The 12,214-nt window shown below is 58.3% G+C and carries 12 protein-coding genes; 6 read left to right on the top strand and 6 right to left on the bottom strand.

What is annotated here, in order from left to right:
* Positions 1–209: 209 nt before the first annotated feature.
* The 5 genes from ACVWXW_RS05675 to sufR form a co-directional block, all read right to left on the bottom strand.
* On the bottom strand, positions 210–1,559 hold the full coding sequence (locus tag ACVWXW_RS05675; RefSeq protein WP_457403132.1) for a sensor histidine kinase: 1,350 nt from the start codon (positions 1,557–1,559) through the stop codon (positions 210–212).
* A gap of 33 nt (positions 1,560–1,592) precedes the next feature.
* Complete coding sequence (gene miaE, locus ACVWXW_RS05670; protein WP_457403131.1) at positions 1,593–2,174, bottom strand: tRNA isopentenyl-2-thiomethyl-A-37 hydroxylase MiaE; 582 nt, start codon at positions 2,172–2,174, stop codon at positions 1,593–1,595.
* 30 nt (positions 2,175–2,204) lie between these two features.
* Complete coding sequence (folB, locus tag ACVWXW_RS05665; protein ID WP_457395776.1) at positions 2,205–2,651, bottom strand: dihydroneopterin aldolase; 447 nt, start codon at positions 2,649–2,651, stop codon at positions 2,205–2,207.
* Positions 2,652–2,792: 141 nt separating this feature from the next.
* Positions 2,793–3,863 carry a 3-deoxy-7-phosphoheptulonate synthase gene (locus tag ACVWXW_RS05660; protein WP_457403130.1) on the bottom strand — a complete coding sequence of 357 codons (1,071 nt, stop codon included), beginning with the start codon at positions 3,861–3,863 and terminating at the stop codon, positions 2,793–2,795.
* Positions 3,864–4,138: 275 nt separating this feature from the next.
* A complete protein-coding gene (gene sufR / locus ACVWXW_RS05655) occupies positions 4,139–4,855 on the bottom strand; it encodes an iron-sulfur cluster biosynthesis transcriptional regulator SufR (protein WP_457403128.1) in 717 nt (238 codons plus the stop codon).
* A gap of 179 nt (positions 4,856–5,034) precedes the next feature.
* Here sufR and sufB point away from each other — a divergent pair, with 179 nt between their 5' ends.
* The 5 genes from sufB (at position 5,035) to ACVWXW_RS05630 (ending at position 10,797) form a co-directional block, all read left to right on the top strand.
* On the top strand, positions 5,035–6,471 hold the full coding sequence (gene sufB, locus ACVWXW_RS05650; protein ID WP_414349663.1) for a Fe-S cluster assembly protein SufB: 1,437 nt from the start codon (positions 5,035–5,037) through the stop codon (positions 6,469–6,471).
* Positions 6,472–6,715: 244 nt separating this feature from the next.
* Positions 6,716–7,114: a large-conductance mechanosensitive channel protein MscL gene (gene mscL / locus ACVWXW_RS05645; protein WP_457403127.1), complete on the top strand. Its 399-nt coding sequence runs from the start codon at positions 6,716–6,718 to the stop codon at positions 7,112–7,114.
* 97 nt (positions 7,115–7,211) lie between these two features.
* Positions 7,212–8,027: a Fe-S cluster assembly ATPase SufC gene (gene sufC / locus ACVWXW_RS05640; RefSeq protein ID WP_457403125.1), complete on the top strand. Its 816-nt coding sequence runs from the start codon at positions 7,212–7,214 to the stop codon at positions 8,025–8,027.
* A complete protein-coding gene (sufD, locus tag ACVWXW_RS05635; protein ID WP_457403124.1) occupies positions 8,024–9,325 on the top strand; it encodes a Fe-S cluster assembly protein SufD in 1,302 nt (433 codons plus the stop codon). The genes sufC and sufD overlap by 4 nt, the downstream gene beginning before the upstream one ends.
* A 308-nt stretch (positions 9,326–9,633) precedes the next feature.
* The gene (locus tag ACVWXW_RS05630) at positions 9,634–10,797 is read left to right on the top strand and encodes an S-layer homology domain-containing protein (protein ID WP_457403123.1); all 1,164 of its coding nucleotides are present in this window, start codon (positions 9,634–9,636) and stop codon (positions 10,795–10,797) included.
* 17 nt (positions 10,798–10,814) lie between these two features.
* Here the strand turns inward: ACVWXW_RS05630 and ACVWXW_RS05625 are convergent, their stop codons facing one another.
* The gene (locus ACVWXW_RS05625) at positions 10,815–11,450 is read right to left on the bottom strand and encodes an exopolysaccharide biosynthesis protein (protein ID WP_457403184.1); all 636 of its coding nucleotides are present in this window, start codon (positions 11,448–11,450) and stop codon (positions 10,815–10,817) included.
* A 130-nt stretch (positions 11,451–11,580) separates the two neighbouring features.
* Between ACVWXW_RS05625 and ACVWXW_RS05620 the strand changes: the two genes are divergently transcribed.
* On the top strand, positions 11,581–12,006 hold the full coding sequence (locus tag ACVWXW_RS05620) for a hypothetical protein (protein WP_457403121.1): 426 nt from the start codon (positions 11,581–11,583) through the stop codon (positions 12,004–12,006).
* The last annotated feature ends 208 nt before the right edge of the window (positions 12,007–12,214 follow it).

Here is a 12,214-nt window from a genome sequence, read left to right as displayed (position 1 = left end):
GGGCAAGAGCCTGGGAGCTGATCCCATCTCTGCTGTTTTATCCGGGAAAAAGAGAAGTTCTTAAATCTGGAAAGGAAAGATCTCTAGTACCCAAAAATCCAGTTCAACTGGGCCAATACGGTTCTTAATACAGTTCTGAATAAAGACTCAGTCAATCTTGGCTTAAAGCTAGCATATTGACCGAGGGCTGTCTGTTTTCCAGAGCACTTTCAGACCCTCTCTGGGGTACAGATTTCCAACTGTCGCTGCGGCAAAATAACTTCAAAGCTGGATCCCTGGCCCAGCTTACTCTCCACCTGCACCTGACCTTGATGCTGTTGGGCAATGCTTTTGACGATCGCCAGCCCCAAACCTGACCCCGAGAGGCGACCGGGATCCCCGCTGCGAGCCGGATCTGCTCGATAAAAGCGATCGAACACATGGGGCAGAGCCTGAGGCGGGATCCCTGGCCCGGTATCTTGTACCCGCACCACCAGCTCTGGGGATCCGGAGCGCAGCCGCTGCTCCAGCCTCACCTGCACCTCTCCTTGGGGGGGAGTGTGGAGAAGGGCATTTTCGATCAAGTTGGTAAACAGGCGGGCCAATTGATCTTCATCTCCCCAAAAGCCAAAGGGATCCACCTGGGCGGGAGAAGGTTCCGTCCCGCTCTCAGGGGCAGCAATCTCCAGCTGCAAGCGGATCTGCTTTTGGTTGGCCAGGCCCTGCAGCTCTTCCACCACCTGCAGCAGCAGAGCATCCAGCGCACAGCAACGGGGTTGGAAAGGCACCATACCGCTGTCGTGGCGGGCCAGAAACAGCAGGTCATCCACCAGGCGACCCAGCCGTAAACACAACCGCTCCACCATCTGCCAGCGCTGCCGGGTGTCGGCATCCAATTGGGAATCCGCCAAAGCCACCTGTACCGCGGTTTGAATGCTGGCCAAGGGGCTGCGCAGCTCGTGGGAGGCGTCGGCGGTAAATTGCTTGAGCTGCTGATAAGACTGCCGGATGGGCTGCATGGCCAGGCCGGAGAGCATCCAGCCAATGGCCCCCACACTCGTCAAGCCGGCCACCACCCAGAGGGAAAGATCCCGGATCAACTGTCGCGTTGGCTTGCTCACCTCAAACCAAGGATGGCTGACCCGCAGGTAACCCAGCAACTTCCCACCGGCCACGATCGGCTCGGTGAACTGACGCAGCCAATACCCAGGGGCGATGCGGGCGGTGTGCAGGGATCCCTCGGTCAACAGGGGGGCAGGGATCCCACCGGGCACCGTGGACCAGATGAGCGTTCCCTGAGGGCCGAACCACTCCAAGTCGATGTGATCGTCCTCTAGGGTGCTGGGATCATCCCGAAAGCTGGCCTCCAAGCTGCGGCGGGCCTGCTGCGGATCCAAGAGGCTCTCATCCACCACCAAAGACCGCTCGACAATTTCCACCACATGGCCAAGAGTATCGTCCACCCGCTCGATCAGGGTTGACTGCACGTACCAATAGAAGCTGCCGGCAAACAACAGCAGCAACACTGCCGTAACCGTTGTATACCAGAAGGCCAACCACTGCCGCGTCGCTTGAAACATGGGAGCTGCACCGCGGGGGGAAACGGAGTGGGGCTAGCTGTGAACACGGGGTTCGGGGTGAAGGGTGGATAAGATCTCGGCTTCCACCTGGAGTAGAGTATCGAGCCGCTCCTGCACCTGATCGGCAGGGAACTGATCCAACGCCAAATCCAAATAAAGCTGCCAATGGCGCTCCTCCGCAGCCGCCAGCCACAGGTAAAACTGCCGCAACTCTGGGTCGGGCGCGTGGATCCCGAGCAGGCCCAAGCGCTCGTGGCTGCGGGCCTCGATGATGGCTGCCACCAGCAGGGTATCCAACAGATGCTCTGGCTCGGAGCGGCGCAGGTGTTGGTTCAGGCGACCCGCATAGGGCGCAGCCGACAAGGGCTTGATGGGGATCCCCAGCCGTTGCAGGTGGCGATGCACCCGCTCAAAATGCTGCAGCTCCTCCCGCGCCAGCGGCGAGAGGGTTTCCACCAAACGCCCATTAGCCGGGTAGCGAAACAGCAAGCTGAGGGCGTTGCCCGCTGCTTTTTTCTCACAATTGGCGTGGTCTAGCAAGACCAGATCGATGTGCCGGGTAGCCTGTTCGATCCAGTCCTCAGAGGTACGAGAAGCAAGTTCTAGAGCAAGCACAGGGTCGGTAGGAAAGGGTTAAGAGAAGTTCTAGGGACGAACAATCTCCACAGTAACCCGCCCCGTCAGCTCCGGGATCGGGGGATGACACTTGGTCAATCGGATCTTAGCTTTGCTGGCCCCTGTCTCCCGCAGCACCATTTCGGCAATCGCCTCCGCCAAGCTCTCGATCAGCACAAACTGATTGCTTTTCACCAGTTCCGCAATCCCGGCCACTGCAGAACGGTAGTCGAGGCTATCACACAGTTGGCCGCTGAGAGCAGCCGGGCGCAGATCCGCCCACAACTCGAAATCCACCTCAAACCATTGCCCCAAAGCCCGTTCCGCCTCATCAAAACCGGTATAACCGTAGTAGCGCAGGCCGGAGACGATCAGCCGATCCCGCAACTGCTCGGGGGGTCGCCGAGGGATCCGATCGGGATCTGGATAGGGCTGCTGACTGTTGCTGCTGACACTGGTGGGGATCTGTAGCTCCATCACAACCTCCCAGCTCGACCTGGAGACCCCATCCCACAGGGCCTGACGAAACAACGAAACCTTGGCTCGACCTTAGGAGCCGGTTGCCCCCTGTTCCCATTTCCTTTTTGATTCTTTAACAAACTCCGGGATCCCCGTCCCTCAGCGGCTGAGGGCCAACGCTCTTCCCTCTACGGTCGCTGCCATCTCCCACAACAGATCTTCCGTCTCTTCCCAGCCGATGCAGCCATCGGTGATGGAAACCCCGTACTGGAGCGGCGCCCCTTCCTGCCAGGTTTGCTTGCCCGGATAGAGGTTGCTCTCCAGCATCAGCCCCATCAGAGCCCGCTGCCCCGCCTGGTACTGCTGTAGCACCGCCCGACAGACGGATCCCTGGTTGCGGTAATTTTTGTGGGAGTTGTCATGGGAGCAGTCCACCATCACCGAGCGAGGGATCCCTTGATCCTTCATCAGCAGTGCCGCCCGCGCCACATCTTCCGGGCCGTAGTTGGTCTTGCCCCCTCCCCCCCGCAACACGATGTGCCGATCCGGGTTGCCGGTGGTTTTCACCAGAGCCGTCATGCCATCTTGGCCAATGCCCAAGAAACTGTGGGGATGGCTGGCGGAGAGGATGGCATTGAGAGCGATTTCCAGCCGTCCATCGGTGCCGTTTTTGAAGCCCACAGGCATGGAGAGACCGCTGGCCATTTCCCGGTGAGTTTGGCTTTCGATGGTTCTGGCGCCAATGGCCGCCCAGCTCACCAGATCCGCCGTGTATTGAGGGGTCACCGGATCCAGCATCTCGGTAGCACAGGCCAGGCCCAGCTCGTTGATCTGCAGGAGAATGGAACGGGCCAGTTGCAGGCCGGTGGCAATGTCGCAGGAGCCATCCAGGTGGGGATCGTTGATCAGGCCCTTCCAGCCCACCGTGGTGCGGGGTTTCTCAAAATACGTGCGCATAACGATCACCAGGTGCTCCCGAGTTTGGTCGGCCACCCGCTTGAGGCGATGGGCATACTCCAGAGCCGCTGCGGGATCGTGGATGGAACAGGGGCCGACGATCACCACCAAGCGATGGAGATCCCGTCCGTGGATGATGTCGCGGATGGCTTGCCGAGTGGAGAGCACCACCTGGGCTGCCGTTTCCGTAAGGGGCAGCTTGGCCTTGACAGCAGCAGGGGCAATCAAGGGAGTCACCTCTTGGATATTGCAATTGTCGGTTTGGGGGGGCATGGAACTGTCCTTAGTGTGCAAGTGGGTGGATGGGGTCGTCGAGCCATCAAAAAAGCCCTGGCGCTGGGCTCAGGGCTTCAGGACTGACTCGGGTAAACCTAGGTCTTTAGTTTACGCGCCACCCTTCTGCCCTGGTCGTTGCCAGGGAAAGCTAAAGTAGCCAAAAAAGGAAGCGCGCCAGACCATGCGGAGAACAAACTTAAAACCTGTACGAGATAACTATACCCGAAAAAACCTCGTTTGACACCTCAGGGATCCGGTTTCCTGGGGAAGTCTTAAGTCGACCGAGCCGCCGGCTTGGCAATCCAGTAGCCGCAGGGGTGTTCTCCCTGCACCTGCCAGGTGATGCGCTCTACCCGGCAATCGGGCAAGGCGGCAGCAAACATCTCCAGTTCGTGGCCGCAGACGCTGGGAAAGGTGTGGGCAATCTGAGCAATGGCGCAATTGTGCTCAACCAACACATACTGCTCGACGTAAGGCTCGGATCCCTCTGCTGCTAGCGGCACAGTCAGGTCGGCAGGATAGGGGTAGTACTCCGCCATGTAACCCTCTGCCTGGCGCAACTGCACCAAGCGCTCCAGCCGCTCCCGCAGGGATCCGGATCCCAGTTGGGCCTGATACTCCCGGGCTTTGCGCTGCCACTGGTGGTGGAGAAGGGATCCCATCTGCTCGGAGCCCAGGGTTTCGGCCAGGGTGTTGAGCAGACCAAGGGCAAACTCATCGTAGCTGGCGGGAAATTGCTCTTCTCCCAAGGGACTGAGCTGATAGAGATGCTGGGGGCGGCCTAGGCCATTGGGTTGAGCGATATGTTGGATCAACCCCTCTGCCTCCAGATCCTTGAGGTGGCGGCGGATGGCCTGGGGAGAAATGCGCAGGTGCTCTGCCAGAGTTTGGGCGTTGGCCTGCCCCGCCTTGCGCAGATAGACCAAGATGGCCTGCTTACTCGAAGCGGGTTGAGCGACCTGCCCGGTGATCTTGCGCGTGCTGTCCACCCTCGCCCTCCTGGTTAGACTGGGTTAATCGGCTGCCGCTGCCAGCACAGCTCTCTGCTATTTTGACAACGGGATCATTGCTAAAGTAACCTGAGGATCAGTTAAACAACAACTCTGTTGTTTTATTTGGCCATCTGTCTTAGTCGCGTTTCTACCCTGTCACTACCCGAGAGCCATCCATGTCTACGAGCGTCCGCGCCCTGGTCAACCAGCCCTACAAGTACGGCTTTGTAACCGACATCCCCTCTGAGTCGATTGGCAAAGGCTTGAACGAAGAGGTGATTCGGCAGATCTGGGCCAAGAAAGGGGAGCCGGACTTTATGCTAGAGTTCCGGCTGCGGGCCTACCGCCAGTGGCTGAAGATGAGCGAGCCCACCTGGCCCAACGTCAGCTACCCGCCCATTGACTACCAAAACATTGTCTACTACTCGGCCCCCAAGGTGCAGCCCAAGAAAAAGAGCCTGGACGAAGTGGATCCGGTGCTGTTGGAGACCTTCGAGAAATTGGGGATCCCCTTGTCTGAACAGAAGCGGCTGGCCAATGTGGCGGTGGATGCCATTTTCGACAGCGTCTCGGTGGCCACCACCTTCCGGGAGAAGCTGGCCAAGGAAGGCGTGATCTTCTGCTCCATGTCGGAGGCACTGCGGGAGTATCCGGAGCTGGTGCGCAAGTACTTGGGCAGTGTGGTTCCCATTGCTGATAACTACTACGCGGCGCTGAACTCGGCAGTGTTCAGTGATGGATCCTTTGTCTATGTGCCCAAAGGGGTGCGCTGTCCCATGGAGCTTTCCACCTATTTCCGCATCAACAACGGCGAATCGGGCCAGTTTGAGCGCACCTTGATCATTGCCGACGAGGGATCCTACGTCAGCTACTTGGAAGGGTGTACTGCCCCCATGTTCGACACCAACCAACTGCATGCGGCGGTGGTGGAGTTAATTGCCCTAGACAATGCCGAGATCAAGTACTCGACGGTACAGAACTGGTATGCCGGCGACGAAAACGGCAAAGGGGGCATTTACAACTTTGTAACCAAGCGCGGCCTGTGTCAGGGGGCAAACTCCAAGATCTCCTGGACGCAAGTGGAGACCGGCTCCGCCATCACTTGGAAATATCCTAGCTGCGTGTTGGTGGGGGAAAACTCGGTGGGCGAATTTTACTCGGTTGCCCTCACCAACAACTACCAGCAGGCCGATACCGGCACCAAGATGATTCACGTGGGCCGCAACACCCGCAGCAAAATTATCTCCAAAGGGATCTCGGCTGGGCACTCCAAAAACAGCTACCGCGGCCTGGTCAAAATCGGGCCGAAAGCGGAAGGTGCCCGCAACTTTTCCCAGTGCGATTCCATGTTGATTGGGGATCAGTGCAGCGCCAACACCTTCCCCTATATTGAGGTGCAAAACAACACCGCCAAAGTGGAGCACGAAGCTTCCACCTCTAAGATTGGAGAAGAGCAATTGTTCTACTTCCAGTCCCGCGGCATCTCTGCGGAAGATGCTGTGTCCATGATCATCAGCGGCTTCTGCCGAGAAGTGTTCAACCAACTGCCGATGGAGTTTGCTGTAGAAGCCGATCGATTGCTGAGCCTAAAGTTAGAGGGATCCGTCGGCTAGGGGATTGCTCCCAATGCGAAGCTGAGCAAGTGGGCGAGGCCGCTGACACGCTGTGGGAGCAGGCGCTGCCATTTTCAGGAGAAGGGTAAGGGGTTAGGTAACTCCCAAGGCAGAGGGCTGTGATCCCCTGAAGCCAGAGGCGGCCCAAGGGCTTGGCGACGTTGCAAACAGCGCATGGATGCAGGGGGGGAGAGGAGATAATCAAGGAGTTTTGAACCGTAAGGCTAGGCAGGAGAAGTTCCCCATGAGGGCATTTCTGGAGGAGTTCAAAAAGTTCATCAGCCGGGGCAATGCCTTAGATTTGGCTGTTGGCGTTGTTATTGGAGGTGCTTTTGGGAAGATTGTGACTTCTTTTGTAGCAGATCTATTTACTCCGGTTTTAGGCTTGATGATTGGTGGAGTGAGCTTCCAGAACTTGGTCTGGAAAATCGGTGGAAGTCCTGAAGACCCAGTTACGATTAACTACGGTAGCTTTCTGCAAGCTGTGTTTGATTTTGTGATTATCGCTTTTGCCATCTTCTTACTGGTGAAGGCGATCAACACCCTACAGCGAAAGGAGGAAGAATCTCCTCCCACATTGCCCCCACCAGAAGTGGTCTTGCTGGCAGAAATTCGGGACATCCTCAATCGCCGCTCCCAATAGAGCTACAGGGGATCCTTAGACCCAAAATCCGAACCTGGTTTAGGGATCCCTTAACTTTTCAGCTCCTGCCCTTCGGTGTCAACCCTAGAGTCTAGCCATGATCCGTGAAAACAGCCCTGTCATCTTATCCGTTCGAGATCTCAGCGCCGAGATCGACGGCACCCCCATTCTCAAGGGGTTGAGCCTGGAAATTCGCGCCGGAGAAATCCACGCCATCATGGGCCCCAATGGTTCTGGAAAAAGCACTTTTTCCAAGATCTTAGCCGGCCACCCCGACTACAGGGTGACGGGGGGCGAGATCCTCTACCTGGGAAAAAATCTCTTGGAGATGGAGCCAGAAGAGAGGGCTTGGGCAGGGATCTTTTTGGCATTTCAATACCCCATCGAAATCCCAGGGGTGAGCAACTTGGATTTCCTGCGCGCCGCCTACAACGCTCGCCAGAAATATCGGGATCAGCCGGAACTGGATGCTCTGGATTTTGACGACCTGGTACGGGAAAAGTTGGATATTGTCAAAATGGATCCCGTTTTTTTGGAGCGCTCTGTGAATGAGGGCTTTTCCGGCGGCGAGAAAAAGCGCAACGAGATCCTGCAAATGGCGGTGTTGGAGCCTACGCTGGCCATTTTGGACGAGACGGATTCCGGTCTGGATATCGACGCGCTGCGCATTGTGGCCCACGGCATCAACCGACTGGCCGGCCCTGAGAATGCCATGCTCTTGATCACCCACTACCAACGCTTGCTGGACTATGTAACCCCCGACTACGTGCACGTGATGGAGGGGGGTCGTATCGTCATCAGTGGGGACAAGACCTTGGCGCTGGAGCTGGAGGAACGGGGCTACGACTGGATCAAAACTCAGTTGGGCCAAGAATCAGCAGCCGCAACATCCCGGCGGGAGGAAGAGGGATGAGCGCCACCTTGCCCAAACCTTTTGCCCCAGAGAGCCGCCTATTCCTGGAGCACATCCTCGGCCAAATCCCGGAAAGGCAGGATCCCTACACCACCCTTAGGCAGCAGGCCCGCGCCCAACTGGCCGAACTGGGGATCCCGACCCCACGGGAAGAAGATTGGAAATACAGCGATCTCTCGCCGCTGCTGGCCCACGAGTTTCGCCTGGCTGTCGCGGCGGATCCGGCTCTGGATGCGGCAACCCTAGAGCCCTGGCTTTGGCCGGAAGCCAGCTATAGCCGCGCCGTGTTCGTCAACGGCTACTTTGCCCCCCAGCTTTCTGATTTGAGCGGCCTGCCCACCGCTTTGCAGGTGATCCCTTTAGCCCAAGCCCCAGGGGAGTTGCTGCAAACCCTGGCCAAGACGGATGTGTTTACGGCCCTCAACACCGCTCATCTGGGAGATGGGATCCAGATTGGCCTACAGCCCGGCCAGGAAGTTCCGTCACCGCTGCACCTGCTGTTCATAACGGTGGCTCCTGAGGGAGAGGCCGTTTTGGCCCAGCCCCGCTGCCTGCTGTCTTTGCAAGCCCACAGCTCCCTCACGCTGATCGAAGATCATGTATCCCTGGGATCCGGGATCCCCTTTGGCAACGCTGTAACCGAGATCCTCTTGGCAGAGGGATCCCGCTTGCACCATGTGATCCTGCAGCGGCAGGGGTCTCAGGCTTTTCACATCAACCAGACCGCCGTGCGCCAAAGCCGCAACAGCCACTACCGCCTCCAGGCCATTCAGTGGGGATCCCAGTTTTCTCGCCACAACCTGGAGATCACCCAAGCCGGAGCCCAGGCCCACACCCAACTGCAGGGGCTAACGCTGCTGAAGGGATCCCAGCACAGCGACACCCACTCCCGCCTGGTGCATCAGGCCCCCCACGGCAGCAGCCGCCAATTGCACAAGTGCATTGTGGACGAGACGGCCCATGCGGTCTTCAGCGGACGGATTCTGGTGAGCCGAGAGGCCCAACTGACGGACGCCGCCCAGACCAACCGCAACCTGCTCCTAGGCCCCAAAGCCCGGGTCGACACCCAGCCGCAACTGGAGATCTTTGCCGATAACGTCAAATGCGCCCATGGGGCCACCGTCAGCCAACTGGAGGCGGAAGAGATCTTCTATCTGCAAAGCCGGGGTATTCCCCAAGCTGAGGCCAGGCAACTCCTCACCTGCGCTTTTGCGGCAGAAGTTCTGGAAGGGATCCCGTTGGCTCAACTTCCCGCCCTGGTGGCCCGCCAGTTGGGATCCCATGGATTCAACCAATAGGTTGTTGCTCCCCCATGACCCTCAAGAGTGGCCAGGCTGGGGCGTAATGGATAGGCAGCACTGACGCGACAGAGATTTAGGGGTTTCCTTATCAATCTTCTGCAGTTGCGTTTTGCTGCAAATCTTAGGTTAGAAACGCTCAAATTACCTCAGAGTAAGGGTTTTAGCCATTGTCATCACTGAGGAAATAGCCAGAATAAGAGTAGCCATTGACCCAGCGATGGGCGCTACGACAACTCGGTGAACGAACGATGTTTCCCTCTCTTTTAACTCCACGTGCAGCAGGCATACTCCTATCGGGAGCTGTCTTGGGCATCCACTGCCAGGTGGCCATGGCCGCTCCCTTCCGCGACACCTTTGGTCACTGGGCCCAAGCCTACATTGAGACCCTCTCCGCTCAAGGAGTGTTGAACGGCTTCCCCGATGGCACCTTCCGCCCCAATGAGCCGGTTACCCGCGCTCAGTTTGCCACCATTGTCAATACCGCTTTCCGCCTCCGCAATACCTCCGGTACTTTCATCGGCTTCCGGGATGTGCCCCCCACCCACTGGGCAGCCAGCGCCATCTCGACGGCAGCAGCCAACAACCTGGTGGCAGGCTTTCCCGATGGCACCTTCCGTCCTGAGCAGCCCGTTACCCGCACCGAAGCGCTGGTGGTTTTGACCAACGCCATTGGCAACACGGGAGCGATCCCAGCCGCTCAGCCCGGAGATCTCTTCAGCCGCTACCGAGATGCGGCAGCCATCCCCAATTGGGCCCTGGCACAACTTGCGGCAGCCAACCGCGCCGGGTTGATTGTCAATTATCCAGACCCGATGCTCTTGGAACCCAACCGCCCCGCCACCCGTGCCGAGGTAGCAGCCTTCACCCACCAGGCCATGCTCAGCCGGGGATCCTTGGTGGCACAAAACCCAGGGGGCTTGCCCTCCGGTTCCCAGCCAGGCTTTGACCTGCGCCTTTCCACCCTAGCGGCGGGCACCCTGATGCAAACCACCACCCCCTTCAACGAGCGCCTCTTCATTGCCCCCAACGAAACCCGGCCCATGTCTTTGATCGTCCGCAACCCGATTCGCAACACCCAGGGGGATATTCTGGTGCCTTTTGGCTCGCGGGTGGATGGCCGCTTTGAGCCGGCCCCAGGGGGCACCCGTTTTGTGGCGGAAAGCATTATCGTCAACAACCAACTGTTCCCCTTGGCTGCCCAGTCAGACATCATTCACGATGTCAAGGATCCCCGCTACACCACCACAGGCAAAATCATTCAGGATGCAGCCATCGGCGCGGCAGCGGGCGCCATTCTCGGCTTGGTAACCGGAGACAATGCCATTGCCACAGAAGAAGTGCTGGGGGCGGGGGTGGCCGGAGCGGTAATTGGCAATGTAACGGCACCACAGGTGGTGGTGCTGGATCCCAATCAGGTGATCGAGCTGCGCCTCACTCAGGATCTGGCGCTGACCCCAGCATCCCGATAAAAGCGGTGCTGGCATAGCTATCTTCCCAGCCAATCCAAAAGGGTTGTTCCCCCCAACCACAGGCCGATCAAAATGGAAGTGGTCAGCAGTCCTCCTGCTACACAGATCAGGGATCCCAAGCTGCACAGGATCCCGTCTTCTTCCAAAAGCCCAAAGGCGGTGACGAAAACCCCCATCGCCGGCAGAGTGTTGGTGCCTGGAACGGGGATGATCATGGAAATCCCCATCAAGCCAATCCAGGTGCCCAGCCAGACTTGGCCAAGCCGTGTGGTGCAGAGCTGCCGCCAGCGGGGACGGGCAATCTTTTCAATCCGCTGCAGCCACGGGATCCCGGCCTGCGCCCACTTTTGAAATTGCTTCCGTTCAACAGAGGTCTGCAACACCCATTTCGGCAGCCAAGGGGTGGTTCGCCCTGCCACCAGTTGAAGGGCCAGCAACAGAATGAACACACCAAAGGGAGTGGAATAGCCGGGAGCCGGCAGAGGCAAAGCAGAAGGGAAAGAGAGCACCGCCAAAAACAAGCCAAAACTGCGCTCACCGGCCAGTTTTAGAATGTCTTCGATGCGGATCAACCCTTCCGGGGAGGGTTCGGGTTGCTCTGGGCTGTCGGGAAGGCGGGAAAACCGGGCTAGCTCTTGAGACAGACGGGCCATAGAGGGGGCAGGGCTGGAGCGGGCAAAGTTTGGCAACGGGTGGGCACTACCTGGAGGGCCAACGATAGCCTACTGCAAATTCAAGTTGTGTTGGATATCTTGAGCAAAGGGGTGGTTTCGGAGAGGTGACATGCTCGGTGATAGGTTCAAGAGGGCCGTAAACATCAGCAGCCTTGAGCGACAGCAGAAGCATCCGACTCAGTCCAGCAAGGGGTTGCATGGGCTGGGATGGCTCCTGTTGCTGGGATCCCTGTTGATGGTGGGGCGCGGTGTGGCCCTGGCAGAAGCGCAGTTGGAGGTGGGCACTTCCACTACCCTATCCCCGCAGGCAGCTCCGCCGGTGTTGCCACCCCCCCCTGTGGGAGTCCGACAAATTTCCCTGGATACCGACCCCGAACAAACCGCTGATATGCCCCTTTCCCTGATGGCCGAACAGGTGTTGGAGGCGGTGTGCGAAGCCCAGATTGATGCCCAACGGGCCTTGGCTCTCATGCCCGACCTGAGCGAATCCCACATCCGTGCTGCCTGTCCGAAGCGGCTGATCCCCAAAAGCTGAGAGGTCGCCCCCAAGTTGGCACCAAAGATTAGCCGGAAATACATTATTGTGGCGTTATTGTGGATCCAAACCCCCGTCCTTATTGCTATTTGGGTGGCGTTGTTGGGACAGTTGTAGCCGGTGGGAGTATTGGTGGCGGCCTTTTTGCACTTTTCTTCGAGCAATCTGCATCTGTCTCACTTGAAATAATAGAGGCCATAGCACACTA

This window comes from Thermostichus sp. MS-CIW-30, assembly GCF_054058015.1.
This window is presented reverse-complemented; position numbering and strand designations above follow the sequence as displayed.

Coding starts and splice junctions, on each gene's coding strand:
- ACVWXW_RS05675 (WP_457403132.1), bottom strand. CDS start 1,559: ATGTTTCAAGCGACGCGGCAGTGGTTGGCCTTCTGGTATACAACGGTT.
- folB (WP_457395776.1), bottom strand. CDS start 2,651: ATGGAGCTACAGATCCCCACCAGTGTCAGCAGCAACAGTCAGCAGCCC.
- ACVWXW_RS05660 (WP_457403130.1), bottom strand. CDS start 3,863: ATGCCCCCCCAAACCGACAATTGCAATATCCAAGAGGTGACTCCCTTG.
- sufB (WP_414349663.1), top strand. CDS start 5,035: ATGTCTACGAGCGTCCGCGCCCTGGTCAACCAGCCCTACAAGTACGGC.
- mscL (WP_457403127.1), top strand. CDS start 6,716: ATGAGGGCATTTCTGGAGGAGTTCAAAAAGTTCATCAGCCGGGGCAAT.
- sufC (WP_457403125.1), top strand. CDS start 7,212: ATGATCCGTGAAAACAGCCCTGTCATCTTATCCGTTCGAGATCTCAGC.
- sufD (WP_457403124.1), top strand. CDS start 8,024: ATGAGCGCCACCTTGCCCAAACCTTTTGCCCCAGAGAGCCGCCTATTC.
- ACVWXW_RS05625 (WP_457403184.1), bottom strand. CDS start 11,450: ATGGCCCGTCTGTCTCAAGAGCTAGCCCGGTTTTCCCGCCTTCCCGAC.
- ACVWXW_RS05620 (WP_457403121.1), top strand. CDS start 11,581: ATGCTCGGTGATAGGTTCAAGAGGGCCGTAAACATCAGCAGCCTTGAG.